A 21343-nucleotide genomic window follows, 5' to 3' on the forward strand; every position below is an offset into this window, starting at 1 on the left:
AGGACACCATGACCCGCAGCCCCCGGCTTCGCGACGCGATCCTGCGCGACGTCCGCGACGTCGCCGCCGACGTCCGCCGTTTCGAATTCGAACCGCTCGACGGCGAGGCCCGCCGGGAGGCGGGCGACCATGTCGACGTGGTCGTGACGGTCGACGGCCGCCCCGTCACCCGCTCTTATTCGCTGATCCCGGCGACGCCCGGCCGGTTCGCGATCGCGGTCAAGCACGAGCCTCGGGGTCGCGGCGGCTCGGCGGCGATGATGCGGCTCGCGGCCGGCGACCGGATCACCTTCGAGGGGCCGTCCAACGACTTCCCCGCGCTTCTCGACGAGCGCGAGGCGCTGCTCATCGCCGGCGGCATCGGCGTCACCGCGCTGATCGGCCATGCGGAGGCGCTGGCGCGGCGCGGGCGGCGGTTCCGCTTCCTCCATGCCGGCCGGTCGCGCGCGGCGATGGCCTTCGGCGACGAGCTGACGGCCCTGCTCGGCGGGACTTACGAGACCTTCCCCTCCGACGAGGGGCGGCGGATCGATCTCGCCGCCGAGATCGCGCGGCTTCCCGCCGACGGACGGGTGTGGTTCTGCGGGCCGGAGCGGCTGCGCGAGGGGATCGAGGCGGCGTGGAGCGCGGCGGGGCGGCCGATGCACGACCTGCGCTTCGAGAATTTCGGCGGCAGCGAGGGGGCGGCCGAATTCCGCGTCGCGGTGCCGCGCCACGGGGTCGAGATCACGGTGCCCGCCGGGACGACGCTGCTCGACGCGCTCGAGGGCGCCGGGCTCGACCTGATGAGCGACTGCCGGCGCGGCGAATGCGGGCTCTGCGCGCTCGACGTGCTCGAGGTCGAGGGCGCGATCGAGCATCACGACGTCTTCTTCTCGGCGCACCAGAAGGCCGAAGGCACCAAGATGTGCCCCTGCGTGTCGCGAGTCGGCGCCGGCGGACGGGTCGTCCTCGACACGCGCTGGCGGCCGGACGCGATCTGACGGGAAGATCCGGGAATCCCGCGAAATTCGGCTCCGCCGGGCGCCTTTCCACCCCCATCCCGACCATCTGGACCCGGATCACGCCCATCTCGTTCGTTATGCGTACAAACTTCAAGAATGCGTACAAATGAGCCGCCGCCCGGCTTGATGCCGGGGGGCGCTTGCGGGTTCAATCCGTCAACCGCGCGGCCCGAACCGCCGGTCGATGGCTTCAACGGATCCCCTCGAGAGGATCCCGCCATATCGGGAGGAAATCACATGAATCGTCGCAACGCGCTCGCGCGTCTCGCCACCGTCGCGCTCCTCGGCGCCCTGCCCGTCTCCGCCTTCGCGGCGGACACGATCAAGATCGGCCTGATCCTGCCGATGACCGGCCCCTCCGCCTCGACCGGCCGCCAAGTGAGCGCCGCCGTCGCGCTCTATCAGGCGATGAACGGCAAGACCGTCGCCGGCAAGACCGTCGAGGTGATCGTCAAGGACGACACCGGCGCCGCCGATCAGACCAAGCGTCTCGCCCAGGAACTCGTCGTCAACGACCATGTCGCGATCCTCGCCGGCTTCGGCCTGACGCCGCTCGCGCTCGCCGCGGCCCCGATCGCCACGCAGGCCAAGGTGCCGGAGATCGTCATGGCGGCCGGCACCGCGATCATCACCGAGGCCTCGCCCTTCATCGTGCGCACCTCCTTCACGCTGCCGCAGGTGACCGTGCCGGCGGCGGAATTCACCGCCAAGTCGGGCGCCAAGAAGGTGGTGACGCTGGTCACCGACTACGCGCCGGGCATCGACGCGGAGAAGGCCTTCAAGGAGAAGTTCACGGCGGAAGGCGGCACCGTCGCCGCCGAGCTGCGCGTGCCCCTGAAGAACCCTGACTTCGCGCCCTTCCTCCAGCGCGTCGCCGACGAGAAGCCCGACGCGGTCTTCGTCTTCGTGCCGTCGGGCTTCGGCGGGCTCTTCGTCAAGCAGTTCGTCGAGCGCGGCCTCGACAAGTCGGGCATCAAGCTGATCGCCACCGGCGACGTGCTCGACGACGACCTCATCGACCAGATGGGCGACGTGGTGCTCGGCGTCACCTCGACCCACCACTATTCCGCCGCCCATCCCTCGCCGGAGAACAAGGCCTTCGTCGCCGCCTTCGAGAAGGCCAACGGCGGCCAGCGGCCGAACTTCATGGCGGTCGGCGGCTTCGACGGCATGGCGCTGATCTATGCCGCGCTGAAGAAGACCAACGGCGACACCGACGGCGTCAAGCTGGTCGACGCCATGAAGGGCATGGCCTGGACGAGCCCGCGCGGGCCGATCTCGATCGACCCGGAGACGCGCGACATCGTCCAGAACGTCTATGTGCGGACCGTCGAGAAGGTCGACGGTCATCTCTACAACGTCGAAAAGTCGGCCTTCGAGGCGGTCAAGGACCCGGTCAAGGCCGCCAAGGCCAAGAAGTGATCGCTTCCGACTTCGATCCGATCTCCCCGCGCGGCGTTCGTCCGCGCGGGAACGGCCGCGCCGTCGCCCCTCGAAAGGGATCTCCGGAATGCTGACCATTCTCTTCGACGGCATCTCCACGGGCATGCTCTTGTTCGTGCTCGCCGTCGGCCTCTCGGTGACGCTGGGGTTGATGAACTTCGTCAATCTGGCGCACGGCGCCTTCGCCATGCTCGGCGGCTACGTCACGGTGATCGCGATGCAGCGTTTCGGCGTGCCGTTCCTGGCGACGCTGCCGCTCGCCTTCCTCATCGCCGCCGTGGTCGGGGTGATCCTCGAGCGCACGCTCTATGTCCGGCTCTACGGGCGGCCCCATCTCGATCAGGTGCTGTTCTCGATCGGCCTCGTCTTCATGGCGATCGCCGCCGCCTCCTGGGCGATGGGCTCGAGCCCGCAGAACATCCGCCTGCCCGAGGAACTGAAGGGGCGCTTCGACGTCTTCGGCGTCGGCATCGGGCGCTATCGGCTGTTCCTGACGGTGGTCTGCGGCGTGCTGGCGGTCGCCCTGCAACTCGTCCTCTCCGAGACCCGCTTCGGCAGCCGTCTGCGCGCCGCCGTCGACGACGCGCGGGTGGCGCGCGGGCTCGGCATCGACGTGCAGACGGTGTTCGCGCTGACCTTCGCGGTCGGCTCCGGGCTCGCCGGTCTCGGCGGGGCGCTGGGGGCGGAGATCCTCGGCCTCGATCCCGGCTTTCCGGTCAAATACATGATCTTCTTCCTGATCGTCGTCACCGTCGGCGGGTCCTCGTCGATCGTCGGGCCGTTCCTCGCCGCCCTGATGCTCGGCATCGCCGACGTCGGCGGCAAATACTTCGTGCCGGAGATCGGCTCCTTCGTGATCTACGCCTTGATGATCGCGGTTCTGATCGTGCGTCCGAACGGGCTCTTCGCCCGTCCCGGCCGGTGAGGGGGACGCCATGACGATGCCCCTCCTCCCCACCTCGCGCGCCGACGCCGTCGCCTCGGCCAAGGCCTTCCTCGGGGCGCAGTCGCGGGTGCGGCCGCTCGAGATCGCCTTCTGGCTCCTCGCCTTCGCCGCGCTCTTCGTCGGCCGTTCGCATCATCTGCTCCTGGCCGAGATCACCATTCTCGCCCTCTTCGCGGTGTCGCTCGACCTGATCCTCGGCTATGCCGGCATCGTCTCGCTGGGACATGCCGCCTTCTTCGGCCTCGGCGCCTATGCCGCCGGTATCCTGGCGCAATCGGGCCACGGCGATCCCCTCTCCGGGCTCGTGGTGGCGGCGGGCGTCGCGGCGGTGGCGGGCTTCGTCTCGAGCTTCCTGGTGTTGCGCGGGGCCGATCTGACGCGACTGATGATCACGCTCGGCGTCGCCTCGCTCCTCTACGAGGCCGCCAACAAGATGGATTGGCTCACCGGCGGCGCCGACGGGCTCCAGGGCATCCTGATCGGCCCGCTCCTCGGGCGGTTCGACTTCGATCTCTACGGCACGACCGCCTTCGCCTATGCGCTCGGCGTGTTGTTCGTGGTGATGCTGGCGCTCCGCGTCGTGGTGCATTCGCCCTTCGGCCATGCGTTGCGGGCCATTCGCGACAATCGCCTCAGGGCGCGGGCGGTCGGCATTCCGGTCGAGCGGCGACTGGTCGCGGTCTACACGCTCTCGGCGGCGATCGCCGGGCTCGCCGGCGCGCTCTCGTGCCAGACGACCGCCTTCGTGTCGCTCGACGTGCTCGACTTCCACCGTTCGGCCGAGGTGCTGCTGGTGCTCGTCATCGGCGGATCGGGCCGGCTCTACGGCGCCATCGTCGGCGCGGTGGTGTTCCGCTTCGCCCAGGACGTGCTCTCGGCGATGACCCCGCAATATTGGCAGTTCTGGGTCGGACTCGGGCTGGTGATCCTGGTGCTGATCGGCCGCGATCGGCTCGACGACCTCGGCCGGGCGATCGTCGCCCGCATCCTGCCCGCTCGCCGTTCGCCGGAGGGCACGCCGTGACGCTCGCGCTCGAAACCATCGGTCTGAAGAAGACCTTCGGCGGCCTCACCGCCACCAACGACGTCCATCTGCGCCTGGAGAAAGGTGCCCGCCATGCCCTGATCGGGCCGAACGGCGCCGGCAAGACGACGCTGATCAATCTCTTGACCGGCGTGCTCGCGCCCTCGGCCGGCCAGATCCGGCTCGACGGGGTCGAGATCGGCGGCATGGGGGTCGAGGCGCGGGTCCGGCGCGGGCTCGGGCGGACCTTCCAGATCAACCAGCTCTTCCCCGACCTCACCCCGATCGAGACGGTGGCGCTCGCCGTCTCGGAACGCTCGGGACGCGGCGGCGACTGGTGGCGGCGGGTCGGCACGCGCGGCGCGGTGCTCGACGAAGTGGTCGACGTGCTCGAGCGTTTCGGCCTCACCGAACGGATGCGCGAGCCGACGCGGACGCTGCCCTACGGCAAGCAGCGGCTGCTCGAGATCGCGGTGGCGCTCGCCACCAAACCACGCGTGCTGCTGCTCGACGAGCCGGCAGCCGGCGTGCCGGAAGGCGAGCGCCACGAGATCCTGGAGGCGGTCGAAGCACTTCCGAAGGACGTCACGGTGGTTCTGATCGAGCACGACATGGACATGGTGTTCCGCTTCGCCGAGCGCATCACGGTGCTGGTCGCCGGCGCGGTGCTGACGGAGGGCACCGTCGCGGAGATTTCCGACGACCCGCGCGTGCGCGCCGTCTATCTCGGAGAAGGCTGATGAGCGCGCTTCTGGAGATCATCGATCTCACCGCCGGCTACGGCGAGGCGGTGGTGCTCGACCGGCTGTCGCTCACTCTCGAGCGCGGGCGCTCGCTCGCCCTGCTCGGCCGCAACGGCACCGGCAAGACCACCACGATCGATTCCATCGTCGGCGTCACCCGCCGCTTTTCCGGCCGCATCCTCCTCGACGGGGTCGACGTGAGCGGCTTCGCGCCCGAAAAGCGCGCGGCGGCGGGCATCGGCTGGGTGCCGCAGGAGCGCAACATCTTCCGCTCGCTGACGGTGGAGGAGAACATCACCTCGGTGGCGCGCAAGGGGCCGTGGGATCTGGCGCGGCTCTACGCCATGTTCCCGCGCCTTCAGGAGCGGCGCGCCAACATGGGCAACCAGCTCTCCGGCGGCGAGCAACAGATGCTGGCGGTGGCACGCGCGCTCGCCCTCAATCCGAAGATCCTGCTCGCCGACGAGCCGCTCGAAGGTCTCGCGCCGATCATCGTCGACGAACTCTTGGCTGCGTTCCGCCGGATCTCGCGCGAGGAAGGGCTGTCGGTGATCCTGGTCGAGCAGCAGCCGCGCAAGATCCTCGCGGTGACGGACGACGCGGTGGTGCTGGAGCGCGGCACGGTGGTTCTGGCGGCGACCAGCGCCGAGCTGATCGCCGATCCGAGCCGGCTCGAACGGCATCTCGCCGTGTCGCACGGGTGAGCACCGGCGTCGTCGCGCGCACCGTCGACCCCCGGTCGATCAGCGCTCGGCGTCTCCACCTCGACGGAAGATCACGACGAGATTGTTCGCGGGCATGTCGACGATCTCGGGCGCGTCGAACCCGGCGGCGCCGGCGAGATCGGCCACACGCTCGAGATCGCGCACACCCCATTCGCGGTTCTGGTCGCGCAGCCACGCGTCGAAGGTCTCGTTGCTCGGCGCGGTATGGCGTCCGTCCCGCCTATAAGGGCCGTAGAGGCAGAGCGGCGCACCGGCCGGCAGGATCGCCGAGGCGCCGGCGAACAGTCCCTCGGTGGCCGCCCAGGGCGAAATATGGATCATGTTGATGCAGACGATCGCGTCGGCGTGGTCGATCGGCCAGGGTGGGCAGGCGGCATCGAGCGCCAGCGGGGCGACGACGTTGCCGACCCCGGTCTCGGCGACCCAGGCGGCGATGCTGGCGCGTGCCTCGGCGTTCGGATCCGACGGAACGAAGGTCGCCTCGGGCAGAGCGGCCGCGAAATGGACGACGTGCTCGCCCGATCCGCTGGCGATCTCCAAGACGCGCCCGCTTGCGGGCAGGACCGGGCGCAGCGCTTCCAAGATGGGGTCGCGATTGCGGACGGTGGCGGGAGCGTGGAGACGGGCGTCGGTCATGCTGAGCATCTCGGCGACGTGGCGGTCGGGTGGTCCTCCGAGCCGGAGGGTCGGCGCGGCGGTCGGTATCGCGGCCCCGCCGATCGGCGGGGAGACCACGACGCCTGCGGGCGCCCCTTTCCTCGCCCTTCCACGGGTTCGGCGAAAGCCGGCCGGCGCGGACGAGGCATGGTGCGGGTGAAGGGACTCGAACCCCCAAGGCTTGCGCCGACGGAACCTAAATCCGTTGTGTCTACCAGTTCCACCACACCCGCAGCCGGACGGGGTTAGCGCGAAGGATCGCGCGACGCAAGGTCGACGCGACGCGGTCGGTCCCGACGGTCGGCGATCGCGGTGCTCAATCGCTGCCGCCGCGATCGTCGTCCTCCTCCTCGTCCTCGCCGTCGCTCCACGACCGCCGGAGCTCGGCCTCGTGGAACGCGGCCAGGATCGGGCGCAACTCGGCGGCGAGGTCCTCGGCGATGAGGCCGGGACCGGCCTTGCGGCCGCATTCGCCGTGCAGCCACACCGCGCAGGCCGCCGCCTCGAACCCCGGCAGGCGCCGCGCCAGGAGGCCGCCGACGAGGCCGGCGAGGACGTCGCCCGAACCGGCGGTGGCGAGATCGGCAGGGGCATTGTCGGCGATGGCGACGCGGCCGTCGGGCGCGGCGACGACGGTGTCGGCGCCCTTCAGGAGGACGATCGCGCCGGAGCGTTCGGCGGCGCGGCGAGCGCGCTCGGTCTTCGGCAGGTCCGAGACGGCGGCGGCGAGATCGGGGAAGAGCCGGGCGAATTCGCCCTCGTGCGGGGTCAGGACCACCGGCGCGGCGCGCGCGGCGATCGCCGCGAAGATCGGATCGGGCGCCTCGGCGATCGTGGTCAGGGCGTCGGCGTCGAGCACCACGGCGGGCGCGGCGACGAGCGCGGTCTCGACCAGCGCGCGGGTCCCCTCGCCCACCCCGCAGGCGGGGCCGAGCACGAGCGCGTTGCGGCGGGTGTCGGCGAGGATCTCGGCGAGGCCCTCGGCGCCGTTCATCCGCGTGAGCATGACGGCGGTCAGATGCGACGCATTGACCACCAGCGCGTCGGGCGGCGAGGCGAGCGTCACCAGCCCGGCGCCGACCCGGAGGGCCGCCTCCGCCGCCAGCCGCGCCGCGCCGGTGCGGGTGAGCGGGCCGGAGACCACGACGGCGTGACCACGCGAATACTTGTGATCGGCGAGGCCGGGCGGCCGCAGGTGATCGCGCCAGAGTTCCGGCAGGTCGCGGGTCGTCCTCGAGCCGATCGCGGCGAGGACGCTCGCGGGGATGCCGATGTCGGCGACGAGCGTCTTGCCGCAGGCGATGCGCCCCGGCAGCAGCAGGTGACCCGGCTTCATGCGGAAGAAGGTGACGGTCCATTCCGCCCGGATCGCCGGGCCGAGGATGCGGCCGGTGGCGCCGTCGACGCCGGACGGCAGATCGACCGCCACGACCGGGCGGCCGGAGGCGACGACCGCCTCGACCACGGCGGCGGCGGCGCCCCCGAGCGGGCGGGCGAGCCCGGCCCCGAACAGCGCGTCGACCACCACCCGGCAATCACGCAGCGCGCTCGCCACCCCGGCCGGTTCGGCCGGCTCGACGCCGCCACGCCAGCGCTCGGCCGCCTCGGCGGCGTCGCCGGTGAGGCGGGTGCGATCGCCGAGCAGCATCAGGCGGACGACGAGGCCGCGCTCGCGCAGGATGCGGGCGCAGACGAAACCGTCGCCGCCGTTGTTGCCGGGACCGCACAGGACCAGCACGCGGGTTCCCGCCGGCCAACGATGGACGATCATGTCGGCGACGGCGCGGCCGGCGTTCTCCATGAGCACGCGTCCGGGCACGCCGCGCGCGATCGCGGCGGCATCGGCGCGGGCCATCTCGGATGGGGTCAGAAGTTCGAGCAAGGATCACCTCTCGGTTCGAACGTTAACCGGGTGCATCGGCGATGACCAGACGCGACGAGAGGGGGAAGAAGGCGCCCGCGCGGCCCGCCGCGGCCCCGGACGGCGCCCGATCACGAGGCAGACCGGCGGCGGCGTGGGGCGGATCGGATGTCCCCCGAAACCGCATATGCCCAAAATTTTTTCATTTGCCCATGAAATGCACTGCGATCTATTCTCGCACCGCCACAAGACGTTGCAAACTTCGCGCATTTTCCCGATCGCCGGGGCATGTCGCTTCCCGTCGCCACATGGCACGAGGCTTGCCAAGGTCCGACGCGGGCCGGTCTCCCAGGCCGGTTCCCCCATGTTTCTTCGGAGTATCGGAAGCCGATGAAGAAGATCGAGGCCATCATCAAGCCCTTCAAGCTCGACGAGGTGAAGGAAGCCCTCCAGGAGGTCGGCCTCCAGGGCATCACCGTGACCGAGGCGAAGGGCTTCGGCCGTCAGAAGGGTCATACCGAGCTGTACCGCGGTGCAGAATACGTGGTGGACTTTCTGCCGAAGGTGAAAGTCGAGATCGTCCTGCCGGACGAGACGGTGGAGAAAGCCGTCGACGCGATCCGCAAGGCCGCCCAGACCGGACGGATCGGCGACGGCAAGATCTTCGTCTCCAACGTCGAAGAGGCGGTAAGAATCCGGACCGGCGAGACGGGACTCGACGCGATCTGAGCGACCCGCTAGATCCCTCGGCCGTCTCCCCCTTCCTCACGCCCGCGACGCTCACCGTCGACGGCGTCGGACCAGAGCACACTCAGCGAAAGGGAAAGTTCCCATGACGAAGACTGCGAACGACGTTCTCGCCCTCATCAAGGAGCAGGACGTCAAGTACGTCGATTTCCGCTTCACCGATCCGCGTGGCAAGTGGCAGCACGTCACGTTCGACGTCTCGCTGGTCGACGAAGACATCTTCTCCGAGGGCACCATGTTCGACGGTTCGTCGATCGCCGGCTGGAAGGCGATCAACGAGTCCGACATGGTCCTGATCCCGGACCCCGAGACCGCCTTCATCGACCCCTTCTTCGCCCAGACCACCCTGGTCCTCGTCTGCGACATCCTCGAGCCGTCGGGCGACCGCTACGGCCGTGACCCGCGCGGCATCGCCAAGAAGGCCGAGATCTATCTGCAGTCGACCGGCATCGGCGACGCCGTCTACTTCGGCCCGGAAGCCGAGTTCTTCATCTTCTCGGACGTCAAGTACAAGGCCGACCCCTACAACACCGGCTTCAAGGTCGACGATCCGGAACTGCCGATCAACACCGACACCGACTACGAGGGCGGCAACCTCGGCCATCACGTCAAGACCAAGGGCGGCTACTTCCCCGTCCCGCCGATCGACAGCTGCCAGGACATCCGTGGTGAGATGCTCGCCATGATGGCCAAGATGGGCGTCGCCGTCGAGAAGCACCATCACGAGGTCGCCTCGGCCCAGCACGAGCTCGGCATCAAGTTCGCGCCGCTGACCAAGGTCGCCGACCACCTGCAGATCTACAAGTACGCGATCCATCAGGTCGCGGCCGCCTACGGCAAGACCGCCACCTTCATGCCGAAGCCGGTCTTCGGCGACAACGGCTCGGGCATGCACGTGCACCAGTCGATCTGGAAGGAAGGCAAGCCGACCTTCGCCGGCAACCAGTACGCCGATCTCTCCGAGACCTGCCTCTACTACATCGGCGGCATCCTGAAGCACGCCAAGGCGCTCAACGCCTTCACCAACCCGTCGACCAACTCCTACAAGCGTCTGGTCCCGGGTTACGAGGCTCCGGTTCTGCTCGCCTACTCGGCCCGCAACCGCTCGGCGTCCTGCCGTATTCCGTGGGGCAACTCGCCGAAGGCCAAGCGCATCGAGGTCCGCTTCCCGGATCCGACCGCGAACCCCTATCTCGCCTTCGCGGCGATGCTGATGGCCGGCATCGACGGCATCGTGAACAAGATCCATCCCGGCGCGGCGATGGACAAGAACCTCTACGATCTGCCGCCGAAGGAGCTCAAGAAGATCCCGACCGTGTGCGGCTCGCTCCGCGAGGCTCTCGAGTCCCTCAAGAAGGACAACGCGTTCCTCACCGCCGGCGGCGTCTTCGAGCCCGACTTCATCGAGAGCTACATCGAGCTGAAGTGGGAAGAGCTGATGCGCTACGAGATGACCCCGCATCCGGTCGAGTATGAGATGTACTACTCCTGCTGATCGGCTCGTCCGACACCGGCAGACGTTTCGGGGCGCCTTCGGGCGCCCCGTTTCGTTTCGGCCCCCGCGGCGCCCGGCGTGCCGCCCCGTCGCGCTGTCCCGAGGCCCCTGCCCTCGGGACCCGACGTCGCGGCGCAAACGGAAAAACGGCCCCGGATCGCCGCGATCCGGAGCCGTTTCTCAATCTGCTTCCGCCGTGGCCTCCGGCGGAAGCGAAGGGGGGCGCCTCAGTTGGAGGCGAGATAGGGCTTGGGGTCGACCGCCTTCTGGCCGTTGCGCAGCTCGAAGTGGAGCTGGGGCTGACTGACCGAGCCGGTGGCGCCGGCGCGGGCGATGATCTGGCCACGGGTGACCTTGTCGCCGCGATTGACCAGAAGCTCGCTCGCATGGGCATAGGCCGAGACGAAGCCGTTCGGGTGGCGGACCAGGACGAGGTTGCCGTAGCCCTTCAGCTCGTTGCCCGAATAGATGACCTCACCGCCGTCGGCGGCCTTGATCGAGGTTCCCTCCGGCACCGCCAGATTGATTCCCTCGTTCTTCTCGCCGTTCGACTTGGCACCGTATTCGGAGATGATGCGGCCACGCACCGGCCAGCGGAAGCTGCCGCCGCCCGACGACGCCTTCTCGACCTCGGCCGGCGAGGCCTCGCGCGCCACGGCGATGGTCTCGGCCGCGTGCTGGTCGATCTTCGACGTGTCCTTCGGCGGTTTGGCCGGGGTCGTGGCGGTGGTCGCGGGAGCCTTCACCGCCGGGGTCTTGACCTCGGCGACGACGACCGGAGCGGCCGGCTTGGTGGTCGGCACCTCGGTGGCGGCGGCGGGCGCCTTGGAGGTCTTCAGCATCAGCTTGGTGCCGGCCGGCAGCAGCAGCTGCTGACCGGGCGAGATCGACGCGCTGCGCAGATTGTTGCGATCGCGCAGGGCCTGCTCGGAGACGCCGTAGGTGCGGGCGATCGATCCGAGCGTATCGCCGCTGCGCACCGTGTAGGCGCCGACCAGCTTGACGCCACCGTTCGGGGGCGTCGTGGCCGCGGCCGTGGTGGTCGGGCGGGGCGTCGCCGGCGGCATCGGCGCGGGCGCGGCCGCCCGGGCGATCACGGCCGGAGCGGGCGCGGCGACCGGCGGGCGCGGCGCGGCGGCGGGCGCCGGGATCGAGCCGGTGGCGAAGCGCTGCGGCGCGGCGGTCGGCGCCGGGGCAGGCGCGGGAGTGGGCCGGCTCATCGAGATCTGACGGACCTGCGGCGCGGGCGCGGACGCCGGCGCGGCGGCCGCGGTCGGGCGATGATAGACGGGGATCAGCACGCGATCGCCGGGGCTGGGAGTGCGGCCGGCGGGGATGGCGTTGGCCTGACGGATCGCCGCGATCGGCACGCCGTAGCGGTTCGACAGCGTATCGATGGTCTCGCCCTGACGCATGGTGACCCAGGTTCCGCCCTGGGGGCTCCAGCCGCCGGCGGCGGCGACCTGGGGATAGGCGGGCGCCGGTTCGGCCGGACGGGCGGCGTCGGCGAGCGGGCTCGCGACGGTGTCGGCATAGGCACCCGAGGGCGGCGGGGTGAGATCGGAGCGGCTGACGGCGGCCGAACCGGGCTCGATCGAGCCGGTGGTGTCGACGTTCGACCAGCTGCGCTCGGGAACGCGGCCGTAGGAGGGCGAGGCGCTGTAGGCGTTGCCGCCGTAGCGGGCCGCCTCGCCGCCGCTCGGGCCGAGGATGGCGCGCTGGTTGGGGGTCGAGCCGGTGTAGATCGGATCCGATCCGAAGCGCCCGACATCACTGGAGCAGCCGCCGAGAACGGCGGCGGCAGCGACGAGGATCGCCGCGCGGGACACGTTGCTGGAACGCAGTTTCTGGGTCGTCGGACGCATCGCAACACTCACGCCGTTTTGACGAAAATCTCGTCGTTCACGTGCATCCATTCAAAACATCGTAACGTTGACGAAGGCTTAAGCGCGCGACGAATTCACCATGTTTCGATACCCGCACGGCGGGCGAAACGGACCGGCGCGGCGGGCGAAACGGGGGTGTCAGAGGGCGGTGGCGCGGCCGGAAATCAAGGCGACGCGGCGGGTCGGGCCGATCTTCTCGACGTCGAAACCCTTCTCGCGGCGGATCCATCGCATCGAGGTCTGCGGGCCGCGCGCCGGCCCGATCGCCGCCACCAGGATGCCCTGCGGGGCGAGTTGCTCGAGCAGCCCGCGGGGCACCTCCTCCACCGCCCCGGCGAGCAGGATCCGGTGGAACGGCGCGTGGCGGGCGAAGCCCTCGAGGCCGTCGTGAACGGAGGGGACGACATTGTCGATGGCGAGCGCGGAGAAGCGCTCGAAGGCGAGATCGGCCAGGGTGCGGAAGCGTTCGACCGTGTAGACCTTGGTGCAGAGGCCGGCGAGGAGCGCGGTGCCCCAGCCCGACCCGGTGCCGATCTCCAACACCCGGTGCTCCGGCAGAAGCTCGGCCGCCTGGAGCGCGAGCGCGATCACCGAGGGCGCATCGGCGGTCTGGCCGCATTCGATCGGGATCGGGCGATCCTCCAGCGAGCGGAGGCGATGGGCGCTCGCCACGAACAGGCTGCGCGGCAGGGTCTCGACGGCGCCGAGGATGCGGCGGTCGTGCAGCCCCTTGGTGGAGAGCGTCAGGGCCAGGCGGGCCAGAGCCATCCGTTCGTCGTCGTCGATGTGGCAATCGGCATGGCGCAGAAGAGTGGCGTGGCGGCCGGCCATGGGCGAAGACTCCGAGAACGACGAGACGACTCGCTCGCATATCCGGAATTGGTTGATTTTTCCGTACCGGCCGGTGTGCGGTGCAAAATCAGGCCGAGAATCGTTCCCTCAGCCGCTCCTGCGCGGCGTGATCGGTCAGATCGAGCCGGAGCGGGGTCACCGAGACGGCGCCGCGCGCCAGAGCCTCGAGGTCGGTGCCGTTGCCGGGGGTCGTCGTCTGCGGCCGGTAGTGGATCCAGAAATAGGGATTGCCGCGCCCGTCGATGCGCGGGTCGATGCCGATGGTGGCATCGTTGCGCGCGCCCTGGGAGGTGATCGCGACGCCGGAGACGTCCGCGGGCGCGCGGGCGGGGAAGTTGACGTTGATCAGCGTGCCCGGGGCGATCCCGGCCTCGATCAGGCGCGCCAGCACGGCGGGGCCGTGGACCTCGGCGCAGGACCAGTCGGGTTGGGCGTCGGTCGCCCAGGCATAGGCCTGCGACAGGGCGACGGAGGGAATGCCGAGGAGCGTCCCTTCCATGGCGGCGGCGATGGTGCCGGAATAGGTCACGTCGTCGGCGACGTTGGCGCCGCGATTGACGCCGGACAGCACGAGCGTCGGCTTGGCGGGCAGGATGTGGCGGACCCCCATGATGACACAGTCGGTCGGGGTGCCGCGAACCGCGAAATGGCGGTCGGAGATCTTGCGCAGACGCAGCGGATCGGACAGCGACAGCGAATGCGCCTTGCCCGACTGATCGGTCTCGGGGGCGACCACCCAGACGTCGTCGGAGAGTTCGCGGGCGATGCGCTCGAGGACGCGCAGGCCCGTGGCATGGATGCCGTCGTCGTTGGTGATGAGGATTCGCATCGGGGGCCTCCGGCGGGCCTCCGGGTTACCATGGCGCCGGAAGACTGGGCAAGCCGAATGGATGGTCATCCACGCGTTCGGCGGGCCCCGGGCGGCGGCACGGGATCAGTGGCAGCGCATCCACTCGCGGGCCTGACGCTGCGCCTCGGCGACCTCGGCGGCGGTCATCTCGGCGGCCACTTCCTGGCGACGGCGGGCGGCGTCGCGATTGCCGCGGGCGGCGGCGAGGTTGAACCACATGTGGGCGGCGACCATGTCGACGGCACCACTGCGGCCGATCGAATGATCGAGACCCATCTGGAAGAACACGTCGGCGGTGACGGCCTGGGCGCCCATGCCGGCGATTTCGGCGGAGTTCATTTCGAAGCGAGCCATGATGCGATCCCCATTTCGCTTTGTCTTCTGCGGCGATGATCGATCTACTTTCTCGATCACCGTTCTTGGGGAAATACTCGCGTGTTCGATTAAAACTCGAGTTAAATGGATTGCTTAATCAGGACCGAACAGAATCGAAACGAAAGGTATATTTCACCGACGATTCACGATTTCGCGGCGATTTCCGCTTTCGAATCAAGGATGCTTCCGTGGGGTGAGCGGAACCGCGGAAAGATTCGATTCACCGCGATTCCGCCCGATCCGAGAGAAGCGCGAATTCTTCAGCGCGCGCGCTGACCGAAGAGAACCTTCTTGGCTGCGTCGTCGGTGGCGACGTCGCGGCGCAGCTCGCCGGCCACCGCCAAGCCGCGCGCGACGGCGGGCCGGGCCAGCATGCGATCGAGCCAGGCGGCGAAGGCCGGGAACTCGGCGATGTCCATGCCCTGCCCCTCCCAGAGCTTGGCCCAGCCGACGATCGCCATGTCGGCGATCGAATAGTCGCCGGCGACGAAGTCGCGATCCTTCAGGCGCTTGTCGAGCACCCCGTAGAGACGGTGGGTCTCGTTGCGATAGCGATCGATGGCGTAGGGGATCTTCTCGGGCGCGTATTTCGAGAAGTGGTGGTTCTGGCCGAGCATCGGGCCGAAGCCGCCCATCTGCCACATCAGCCACTGCTCGACCTCGACGCGGGCGCGCTCGCTCCGCGGATAGAACTTCCCGAACTTGCGGCCGAGATACATCAGGATGGCCCCGCTCTCGAAGACCGAGATCGGGGCGCCGTCGGGACCGTTCGGATCGACCAGCGCCGGCATCTTGTTGTTGGGCGAGATCTCCAGGAAGGCCGGGTCGAACTGGGCGCCCTTGCCGATGTCGACCGGGATCACCTCGTAGGGAACGCCCAGCTCCTCGAGCATGATCGTGATCTTCCAGCCGTTCGGGGTCGGCCAGTAATAGAGGCGAAGCGGTGCGGGATCGGTCATGGGGATCATCCGTCGTGTGAGGGGCGCCCGCCTTCGCGGGTCATACGAAGGTAGGGGCGAAGGTAGGGGGCTGCGCCCCTCTTTTCCAGATCACGCGGTGGCGACGAGAAGCGCGGCCGGCGGCGCCCAGCCCGGCAGCGCCTCGAGGCGGGCGATCCAGGCGGTGATCGCCGGGCGCGTCGAGAGGTCGATCTGGGCCTCGCCGCAGTAGCGGACGGAGCCGTAGACGTCGATGTCGGCGATGGTCGGAGCGTCGCCGACGATCCAGTCGCGGCCGGTGAGACGCCCCTCGAGCAGGTCGAGCGCCATCGCCGCGAGGCCCTCGTAATGGGTGACGACCGCCGGATCCATCGGGCGGATGCCGAGGCGGGCGGTGCGGACCCGGTAGACCGAGGAGGCGAGCCGGTCGAAGTCCCAATACATCCACGCACGGACGTCGGCCCGGTCGGCCTCGCCGACGGCGCCGAAGCGGCCGGTCACGGAGGCGACGTATTCCAGGATCGACGCGGACTGGGCGAGCGAGCGCCCGGCGTGTTCCAACACCGGCACCTGGCCGAAGGGGGTCTTGGCGAGAAACTCGGACGTGCGCTGTTCGCCGGCCCTGAGATCGACGATGTGGCAGGACGGCGTGATGCCGCAGAGCGCCAGCATCAGGCCGACCTTGTAGGACGGGCCCGAGAGCGGATTGACGTGGATCAGCCATTCGGCGGCGGCAGATGAGGTCATCGATGCGTCTCCCCGAGGAGGGATCGTTCGGGCCGTGCGCCGATCGCCGCCGCCTCGGTTCGTCCCTCGTCGCGCCCGAGACGATCACGCCGGCGCGAGCCTGTCCATCGCGGCCCCGGCGCCGGTCCCCTCACATCGCCGTGACCGTGGCGCGCCCGTCCCGCGCACCCGCGAAACGCGAACACCCCCGTGGGGTCGCACGGGGGTGTCGGGGGACGACCGCTCCCTCGCGGGATCAGTCGAACGGTTTGGGGGGCATCGGCGGGGCTTCGTGGACGAGCAGGATGTCGATGCGTCGGTTGGCGGCGAGCATCGGCTCGTTGGGGAAGAGCGGGTCGGTGTCGGCCTTGCCCACCACCGAATCGAAGCGATCCGTGGGCACGCCGTAGCCCGCCAGGATCTCCTCCACCGCCACGGCGCGGCCCGAGGAGAGATCCCAGGCGGAGGGGCCGCGGCCCGACCAGCGGGTGCCGCCGGCGGTGTGGCCGGTGATGCGGATGCGATGGGGCAGACGCGCCAGCGGCGGCGCCAGTTTGGCGAGGATGGTGCGGGTGAATTCGTAGGGCTGTTTCGCCCCTTCGGCGAACATCGAGCGGCCGTCCTGGTCGACCAGACGGATGTTGAGGCCCTCGTCGGTCTCCTCGAACAGGACGTGTTTGGAGACCTCGGTGATCTCGGGCATGTCCTGGAGCGCCTGGCGCAGCGAGGCGGCGGCGGTGAGGAACTGGCGCGGCTTCTCCTGTTTCGCCTGTTCGAAGTCGTGGGTGTTGTTCTCCGGCCCCTGGAGGGCATGCTTGTCGTTGGAGAGCGCGGAGGTTTCCGCGTCGAGCTTCTGATCGACCGGGGCGCTCTGCTTGATGAAGCGGCGCACCGGCAGGCCGTCGCGCTCGATCATGCCGGCGGTGCGCGGGATCGGCTGGACGCCGAAGGCCTCCTTGAGCGAGCCGGAGGCGTCGGCGAGCTTCTGCTTGTCCTGGTTGGCGGAGGCCAGCATCATCACGAAGAAGGCCATCAACAGCGCCATCAGATCGGCGAAGGTGATGACCCAGGCTCCGCCGTGCCCGCCGCCGCCGCCGTGTCCCTTCTTCTTCGACATGGCCGATCCCCTCGCCTCCGATGCCTCAGGCCGCTTCCTGGAAGGAGGCGCGATGCTTGTTGGGCAGGTAGGAGATCAGCATGTCGCGGATCACCGCCGGGCTCTTGTTCTCGCGGATCATCATCACGCCGTCGATGACGAGCGTGTAGTTGATGTTCTCCTCGAGCGACTTCATCTGCAGCTTGTCGGCGATCGGCAGCGCCACGACGTTGGCCATGATTGCGCCGTAGAGGGTGGTGAGCAGCGCCACCGCCATGCCGGGGCCGATCTTCTTGGGGTCGTCCATGTGGGCGAACATCGAGATGAGACCGATGATCGTGCCGACCATGCCCATGCCGGGGGCGGCGTTGCCCATGAAGTTGAAGAGCTTGTTGGCGTCGTCGAGACGCTCGATGTGGAGATCGCGCTCGCGCTCGAGCGTCTCGCGGATGATGTGGAGATCGAAGCCGTCGGCGATCATCCGCATGCCCTTGGCGAGGAACTCGTCCTCGATCTCGACCGCCTCGAGGCCGAGCGGACCCTGCTTGCGGACGATGTCGGCGAGTTCGGCGATCTTCTCGATCGTGTCGCGGGCGGAGACGTGATGGTTGAAGGCGACGGCCTTGAGGCCCGTGGTCAGCGCGGCGACGAAGCCGCCCATGGTGAAGCGAGCCATGGTGGTGGTGAGCGCCCCGCCGATGACGACGTTGGTGGCGAGCAGATCCATGAACATGGAGAGCTTGGAGCCCTCCAGGAACACGGCGAACACCAGAACGCCGAAGCCGCCGCCGATACCGAGGAAGGTCGCAATGTCCATGGTCACTCACACACACGCGTCGACCCCGAGCGGGGTCTTCTCGGCCGAGAGTGTCGTGGAACAAAGGTAAGGAAGGGTTACCGAGGGGGCGGCGACGTTGACCATGTTCGCCGTCCGGCCCACGAAAAAGGCCGCGCCCCGAGGGGGCGCGGCCGATCGCGATCGACGAAAACCTCGGGTCGGATCACTCCAACCCCAGCTTCGCCTTCAGGATTTCGTTGACGGCCTGGGGGTTCGCCTTGCCGCCGGTCTGCTTCATCACCTGACCGACGAACCAGCCCGCCATGGTCGGCTTCGCCTTGATCTGCTCGACCTTGTCGGGGTTGGCCGCGATCACCGCGTCGACCGCCGCCTCGATGGCGCCGGTGTCGGTGACCTGCTTCAGGCCGCGCGTCTCGACCAGCGTCTTCGGGTCGCCGCCCTCGGTCCAGACGATCTCGAAGAGGTCCTTGGCGATCTTGCCGGAGATGGTGCCGTCGACGATCAGATCGACGATGCCGCCGAGCTGCGCCGCCGAGACCGGGCTCTCCTCGATGCTCTTGCCTTCCTTGTTGAGGCGGCCGAACAGCTCGTTGATCACCCAGTTGGCGGCGATCTTGGCGTCGCGGCCCTTCGCGACGTCCTCGTAGAAGTCGGCCGAGGCCTTCTCCAGCGTCAACACCATCGCGTCGTAGGGCGTGACGCCGTACTGGGCGATGAAGCGCGCCTTCTTGGCGTCGGGGAGCTCGGGCAGGCCCGCCTTCAGCTCGTCGACCCAGGCCTGCGTGAACTCGAGCGGCAGCAGGTCGGGATCGGGGAAGTAGCGATAGTCGTGCGCCTCCTCCTTCGACCGCATCGAGCGGGTCTCGCCCTTGCCGGGGTCGAACAGGCGGGTCTCCTGCTTGATCGTGCCGCCGTCCTCGATGATGCCGATCTGGCGGCGCGCCTCGTAGTCGATCGCCTGACCGACGAAGCGAATCGAGTTGACGTTCTTGATCTCGCAGCGCGTGCCGAGCTCGCCGCCGGGCTTGCGCACGGAGACGTTGACGTCGGCGCGCATGTTGCCCTTGTCCATGTCGCCGTCGCAGGTGCCGAGATAGCGCAGGATCGTCCTGAGCTTCGACAGATAGGCCTTGGCCTCGTCGCCGGAGCGCATGTCGGGCTTCGACACGATCTCCATCAACGCCACGCCGGAGCGGTTGAGGTCGACGAAGGTGTGGTTCGGCGACTGGTCGTGGATCGACTTGCCGGCGTCCTGCTCGAGGTGCAGACGCTCGACGCCGACCTCGACCACCTCGCCGTCGGGCATGTCGAGACGGACCGTGCCCTCGCCGACGATCGGGCTCTTGTACTGGGAGATCTGATAGCCCTGGGGCAGGTCGGGGTAGAAATAGTTCTTCCGATCGAACACCGACTTCAGGTTGATCTCGGCCTCGAGGCCGAGGCCGGTGCGCACCGCCTGGGCGACGCATTCCTCGTTGATCACGGGCAGCATGCCGGGCATGGCCGCGTCGACCAGGGAGACGTGATCGTTGGGCGCGCCGCCGAAGGCGGTCGAGGCGCCGGAGAAGAGCTTGGCGTTCGAGGCGACCTGAGCATGCACCTCCAGACCGATGATGACTTCCCAATCGCCGGTCGCGCCCTTGAGGTACTGCGACGGCTTGGCGGTGCGGAACGCGGTGAACATGCGATGCCTCGAACTTGCGACGGATAGCCTGCTCCCTGGGTAGAGCGGATCGCGCGAGGGTTCAAGACACCCCCCGCGCGATCGGGCGGCGGGAGGCCGCCTCAGCGCGCCTTCTTCAGGTTCGGCAGGAACACGGTCAGGATGCCGATCGCCGGCAGGAAGGCGCAGACCTCGTAGACGAAGCGGATCGAGGTGCGGTCGGCGAGTTCGCCGAGCGCCGCCGCGCCGAGACCGCCGAAGCCGAAGGCCATGCCGAAGAAGAGACCGGCGATCATGCCGATCCGGCCCGGCACCAGTTCCTGGGCGAACACGAGAATGGCCGAGAAGGCCGAGGACAAGATCAGGCCGATCACCACCGACAGGACCGCCGTCATGCCGAGCCCGACGTGGGGCAACATCAGCGAGAACGGCAGCACGCCGAGGATCGACACCCAGATCACCGCCTTGCGGCCGATGCGGTCGCCGATCGGGCCGCCGACGAGAGTGCCGAGCGCCGCCGCGCCGAGGAACAGGAACAGGTAGACCTGCGCCTCCTTCACCGACACGTGGAACGTGTCGATCAGGTAGAACGTGTAGTAGCTCGACACGCTGGCGAGATAGACCTGCTTGGAAAAGACCAGCGCCATCAGCACGGTCACGGCACGGATCACCACCGCGCGCGGCAATTCGGCGGTCGGGCGGACCTTCGGCGCCGGCCGGGTGCGTCGATGCTCGCGGCCCCACAGTCCGACCTTGGTCAGGAGCGTCATGCCGATCAGGGCGAGCACCGCGAACCACGCCACCGACGTGCGCCCGTTGGGCAGCACCACGAAGGCGGCGAGGAGCGGGCCGATCGCCGTGCCGGAATTGCCGCCGACCTGGAACAGCGACTGGGCGAGGCCGTGGCGCCCGCCGGAGGCGAGGCGCGCCATGCGCGACGATTCGGGATGGAAGATCGAGGAGCCCGTGCCGATCAGGCCGACCGAGATCAGGAGGACCGCATAGGTCGGGGCCGAGGCGAGGAGCAGCAGGCCGATCAGCGTCGAGGCCATGCCGGCGGCGAGGCTGAAGGGCATCGGGTGGCGATCGGTGACGATGCCGACCACCGGCTGGAGCACCGAGGCCGTCACCTGGAAACACAGGGTGATCAGGCCGATCTGTCCGAAGTCGAGGGAGAAGCCCTCCTTCAGGATCGGATAGCTCGCCGCCACCAGCGACTGCATCGTGTCGTTCAGCATGTGCGACAGCGACAGCATGACGAGGATCGACCACGCGGTCCCCTCGGATGCGGAGGGGCGAACGGCGGCGGTATCCGTCACGGCGGTCATGGGTGTCTCCTCGATGCGGTCGCGCCGTCGGTCTCGGGCCGAGGTTGCGGCGAAGCTCGTCACTCTGCGGGGCGCCGGGCGATCCGTAAAGATACGGTGACCGCAGGGGAGATCGGCGAAAGGCGCAGAGGACGGGCGGTTTCGGGTCATCGCGCGTCGGACATCGCGGCGAGCCGGATCGTCGG

At 68.9% G+C, this 21343-nt stretch carries 20 protein-coding genes and 1 tRNA gene; 8 read left to right on the forward strand and 13 right to left on the reverse strand.

Going from position 1 to position 21343, the window contains the following annotated elements:
• Nucleotides 1-8 precede the first annotated feature (8 nt).
• The 6 genes from J3S89_RS07735 to J3S89_RS07760 all read left to right on the forward strand — a co-directional run bounded on the left by J3S89_RS07735 (nucleotide 9) and on the right by J3S89_RS07760 (nucleotide 5864).
• The gene (locus J3S89_RS07735; RefSeq protein WP_217926923.1) at nucleotides 9-983 is read left to right on the forward strand and encodes a PDR/VanB family oxidoreductase; all 975 of its coding nucleotides are present in this window, start codon (nucleotides 9-11) and stop codon (nucleotides 981-983) included.
• 258 nt (nucleotides 984-1241) lie between these two features.
• On the forward strand, nucleotides 1242-2426 hold the full coding sequence (locus J3S89_RS07740) for an ABC transporter substrate-binding protein (RefSeq protein ID WP_217926924.1): 1185 nt from the start codon (nucleotides 1242-1244) through the stop codon (nucleotides 2424-2426).
• 88 nt (nucleotides 2427-2514) lie between these two features.
• Nucleotides 2515-3372 (forward strand): branched-chain amino acid ABC transporter permease, encoded by an 858-nt coding sequence (locus J3S89_RS07745; protein ID WP_217926925.1) that lies wholly within the window; start codon nucleotides 2515-2517, stop codon nucleotides 3370-3372.
• A gap of 10 nt (nucleotides 3373-3382) precedes the next feature.
• Nucleotides 3383-4417, forward strand: a complete 1035-nt coding sequence (locus tag J3S89_RS07750) for a branched-chain amino acid ABC transporter permease (RefSeq protein ID WP_230489111.1) — start codon at nucleotides 3383-3385, stop codon at nucleotides 4415-4417.
• The gene (locus J3S89_RS07755; protein ID WP_217926926.1) at nucleotides 4414-5157 is read left to right on the forward strand and encodes an ABC transporter ATP-binding protein; all 744 of its coding nucleotides are present in this window, start codon (nucleotides 4414-4416) and stop codon (nucleotides 5155-5157) included. Before J3S89_RS07750 ends, J3S89_RS07755 begins: the two co-directional genes overlap by 4 nt.
• Entirely contained in the window at nucleotides 5157-5864 is a 708-nt protein-coding gene (locus tag J3S89_RS07760; protein WP_217926927.1) for an ABC transporter ATP-binding protein, read from the forward strand. The genes J3S89_RS07755 and J3S89_RS07760 overlap by 1 nt, the downstream gene beginning before the upstream one ends.
• A gap of 39 nt (nucleotides 5865-5903) precedes the next feature.
• Here J3S89_RS07760 and J3S89_RS07765 read toward each other — a convergent pair whose 3' ends face one another.
• From J3S89_RS07765 to J3S89_RS07775, 3 genes are all read right to left on the reverse strand, one after another.
• Entirely contained in the window at nucleotides 5904-6521 is a 618-nt protein-coding gene (locus J3S89_RS07765) for a DUF938 domain-containing protein (RefSeq protein WP_217926928.1), read from the reverse strand.
• 169 nt (nucleotides 6522-6690) lie between these two features.
• Nucleotides 6691-6775 (reverse strand) — tRNA-Leu (locus tag J3S89_RS07770).
• A gap of 83 nt (nucleotides 6776-6858) precedes the next feature.
• Entirely contained in the window at nucleotides 6859-8424 is a 1566-nt protein-coding gene (locus J3S89_RS07775) for an NAD(P)H-hydrate dehydratase (protein ID WP_274383226.1), read from the reverse strand.
• A gap of 369 nt (nucleotides 8425-8793) precedes the next feature.
• Here J3S89_RS07775 and J3S89_RS07780 point away from each other — a divergent pair, with 369 nt between their 5' ends.
• Nucleotides 8794-9132 (forward strand): P-II family nitrogen regulator, encoded by a 339-nt coding sequence (locus J3S89_RS07780; protein WP_217926929.1) that lies wholly within the window; start codon nucleotides 8794-8796, stop codon nucleotides 9130-9132.
• Nucleotides 9133-9235: 103 nt separating this feature from the next.
• Nucleotides 9236-10645, forward strand: a complete 1410-nt coding sequence (glnA, locus tag J3S89_RS07785; protein WP_217926930.1) for a type I glutamate--ammonia ligase — start codon at nucleotides 9236-9238, stop codon at nucleotides 10643-10645.
• 227 nt (nucleotides 10646-10872) lie between these two features.
• Here glnA and J3S89_RS07790 read toward each other — a convergent pair whose 3' ends face one another.
• The 10 genes from J3S89_RS07790 to J3S89_RS07835 form a co-directional block, all read right to left on the reverse strand.
• Nucleotides 10873-12510, reverse strand: coding sequence for a LysM peptidoglycan-binding domain-containing M23 family metallopeptidase (locus J3S89_RS07790; protein WP_217926931.1), 1638 nt, complete (start codon nucleotides 12508-12510; stop codon nucleotides 10873-10875).
• Between the two features lie 159 nt (nucleotides 12511-12669).
• On the reverse strand, nucleotides 12670-13362 hold the full coding sequence (locus tag J3S89_RS07795) for a protein-L-isoaspartate(D-aspartate) O-methyltransferase (protein WP_217926932.1): 693 nt from the start codon (nucleotides 13360-13362) through the stop codon (nucleotides 12670-12672).
• A gap of 88 nt (nucleotides 13363-13450) precedes the next feature.
• Complete coding sequence (surE, locus tag J3S89_RS07800) at nucleotides 13451-14212, reverse strand: 5'/3'-nucleotidase SurE (protein ID WP_217926933.1); 762 nt, start codon at nucleotides 14210-14212, stop codon at nucleotides 13451-13453.
• Between the two features lie 105 nt (nucleotides 14213-14317).
• Nucleotides 14318-14587, reverse strand: coding sequence for a hypothetical protein (locus J3S89_RS07805; protein ID WP_217926934.1), 270 nt, complete (start codon nucleotides 14585-14587; stop codon nucleotides 14318-14320).
• A 281-nt stretch (nucleotides 14588-14868) separates the two neighbouring features.
• Nucleotides 14869-15576 carry a glutathione S-transferase N-terminal domain-containing protein gene (locus J3S89_RS07810; RefSeq protein ID WP_217926935.1) on the reverse strand — a complete coding sequence of 236 codons (708 nt, stop codon included), beginning with the start codon at nucleotides 15574-15576 and terminating at the stop codon, nucleotides 14869-14871.
• 81 nt (nucleotides 15577-15657) lie between these two features.
• On the reverse strand, nucleotides 15658-16293 hold the full coding sequence (locus J3S89_RS07815) for a glutathione S-transferase family protein (RefSeq protein ID WP_217926936.1): 636 nt from the start codon (nucleotides 16291-16293) through the stop codon (nucleotides 15658-15660).
• A gap of 235 nt (nucleotides 16294-16528) precedes the next feature.
• Nucleotides 16529-17389 carry an OmpA/MotB family protein gene (locus J3S89_RS07820; protein WP_217926937.1) on the reverse strand — a complete coding sequence of 287 codons (861 nt, stop codon included), beginning with the start codon at nucleotides 17387-17389 and terminating at the stop codon, nucleotides 16529-16531.
• Between the two features lie 25 nt (nucleotides 17390-17414).
• Nucleotides 17415-18185 (reverse strand): motility protein A, encoded by a 771-nt coding sequence (locus J3S89_RS07825; RefSeq protein WP_217926938.1) that lies wholly within the window; start codon nucleotides 18183-18185, stop codon nucleotides 17415-17417.
• 184 nt (nucleotides 18186-18369) lie between these two features.
• The gene (gatB, locus tag J3S89_RS07830) at nucleotides 18370-19851 is read right to left on the reverse strand and encodes an Asp-tRNA(Asn)/Glu-tRNA(Gln) amidotransferase subunit GatB (protein ID WP_217926939.1); all 1482 of its coding nucleotides are present in this window, start codon (nucleotides 19849-19851) and stop codon (nucleotides 18370-18372) included.
• Nucleotides 19852-19952: 101 nt separating this feature from the next.
• Nucleotides 19953-21158 carry an MFS transporter gene (locus tag J3S89_RS07835; protein ID WP_217926940.1) on the reverse strand — a complete coding sequence of 402 codons (1206 nt, stop codon included), beginning with the start codon at nucleotides 21156-21158 and terminating at the stop codon, nucleotides 19953-19955.
• Nucleotides 21159-21343: the final 185 nt, after the last annotated feature.

This window comes from Pinisolibacter aquiterrae (genome assembly GCF_019160155.1).
GTDB classification, from domain to species: domain Bacteria; phylum Pseudomonadota; class Alphaproteobacteria; order Rhizobiales; family Ancalomicrobiaceae; genus Pinisolibacter; species Pinisolibacter aquiterrae.

Coding starts and splice junctions, on each gene's coding strand:
- J3S89_RS07735 (WP_217926923.1), top strand. CDS start 9: ATGACCCGCAGCCCCCGGCTTCGCGACGCGATCCTGCGCGACGTCCGC.
- J3S89_RS07740 (WP_217926924.1), top strand. CDS start 1,242: ATGAATCGTCGCAACGCGCTCGCGCGTCTCGCCACCGTCGCGCTCCTC.
- J3S89_RS07745 (WP_217926925.1), top strand. CDS start 2,515: ATGCTGACCATTCTCTTCGACGGCATCTCCACGGGCATGCTCTTGTTC.
- J3S89_RS07750 (WP_230489111.1), top strand. CDS start 3,383: ATGACGATGCCCCTCCTCCCCACCTCGCGCGCCGACGCCGTCGCCTCG.
- J3S89_RS07760 (WP_217926927.1), top strand. CDS start 5,157: ATGAGCGCGCTTCTGGAGATCATCGATCTCACCGCCGGCTACGGCGAG.
- J3S89_RS07765 (WP_217926928.1), bottom strand. CDS start 6,521: ATGACCGACGCCCGTCTCCACGCTCCCGCCACCGTCCGCAATCGCGAC.
- J3S89_RS07780 (WP_217926929.1), top strand. CDS start 8,794: ATGAAGAAGATCGAGGCCATCATCAAGCCCTTCAAGCTCGACGAGGTG.
- glnA (WP_217926930.1), top strand. CDS start 9,236: ATGACGAAGACTGCGAACGACGTTCTCGCCCTCATCAAGGAGCAGGAC.
- J3S89_RS07790 (WP_217926931.1), bottom strand. CDS start 12,510: ATGCGTCCGACGACCCAGAAACTGCGTTCCAGCAACGTGTCCCGCGCG.
- J3S89_RS07795 (WP_217926932.1), bottom strand. CDS start 13,362: ATGGCCGGCCGCCACGCCACTCTTCTGCGCCATGCCGATTGCCACATC.
- surE (WP_217926933.1), bottom strand. CDS start 14,212: ATGCGAATCCTCATCACCAACGACGACGGCATCCATGCCACGGGCCTG.
- J3S89_RS07805 (WP_217926934.1), bottom strand. CDS start 14,587: ATGGCTCGCTTCGAAATGAACTCCGCCGAAATCGCCGGCATGGGCGCC.
- J3S89_RS07810 (WP_217926935.1), bottom strand. CDS start 15,576: ATGATCCCCATGACCGATCCCGCACCGCTTCGCCTCTATTACTGGCCG.
- J3S89_RS07815 (WP_217926936.1), bottom strand. CDS start 16,293: ATGACCTCATCTGCCGCCGCCGAATGGCTGATCCACGTCAATCCGCTC.
- J3S89_RS07820 (WP_217926937.1), bottom strand. CDS start 17,389: ATGTCGAAGAAGAAGGGACACGGCGGCGGCGGCGGGCACGGCGGAGCC.
- J3S89_RS07825 (WP_217926938.1), bottom strand. CDS start 18,185: ATGGACATTGCGACCTTCCTCGGTATCGGCGGCGGCTTCGGCGTTCTG.
- gatB (WP_217926939.1), bottom strand. CDS start 19,851: ATGTTCACCGCGTTCCGCACCGCCAAGCCGTCGCAGTACCTCAAGGGC.
- J3S89_RS07835 (WP_217926940.1), bottom strand. CDS start 21,158: ATGACCGCCGTGACGGATACCGCCGCCGTTCGCCCCTCCGCATCCGAG.